1 protein-coding gene is annotated in these 680 nt (G+C 30.0%); it reads left to right on the forward strand.

The features are described 5' to 3' along the window. Window positions 1-177 precede the first annotated feature (177 nt). Complete coding sequence (locus D5R40_RS33590) at window positions 178-534, forward strand: four helix bundle protein (protein WP_124146831.1); 357 nt, start codon at window positions 178-180, stop codon at window positions 532-534. Window positions 535-680: the final 146 nt, after the last annotated feature.

Consider the following 680-nt stretch of genomic DNA (forward strand, 5'->3'; position numbering starts at 1 on the left):
CAGAAATATTTGTTGCGAGAGAAAGAGTGGGTTGGTTATGAAAAAAGGATTCACTAGAATTTAGAATTTTTTGATAATTTAGAATTTAGAATTATTAGAATTTAGAATAAATAGGACCTAATATGGCTATGGCAAAATTTCAAGATATGTTAGGATTTAGAATAAATAGAACCTAATATGGTTAAAAAAGATATACAAGATAGGACTCTGGATTTTAGCATAAGAATAGTAAAGCTTTGCAAGTTTTTGAGAGAAAATGGTGGGACAGGGTATGGTTTGAGTAAACAATTAATACGCTCTGGGACAAGCATAGGCGCGAATATTGAGGAAGCACAAAACACAGAAAGTAAAGTCGATTTTATCCATAAAATGAATATTTCTCTCAAAGAAGCTAGACAGACCAATTACTGGTTAAAAATATTAATTGCAACAGAAAAAGAACTAGAACAAAGATTACTTCCTTTATTAAATGAATCTAATGAATTAATTTCTATTCTTCATGTAATCATTAAAAATACTAAAGCTCAAAATTAATTCTAAATTATAAACTCTAAATTATAAATTCTAAATTCTGATAATGTCAAACCATCAAATTTCCTCTCAATTTCTCACTCCCCAAAGTTTCCTAGAACGCAGTGTGGGAGCATTTGCTGACAAAGATGCCATAGTTTACCGCTCCT

Source organism: Okeania hirsuta (assembly GCF_003838195.1).
GTDB classification, from domain to species: Bacteria; Cyanobacteriota; Cyanobacteriia; order Cyanobacteriales; family Microcoleaceae; genus Okeania; species Okeania hirsuta.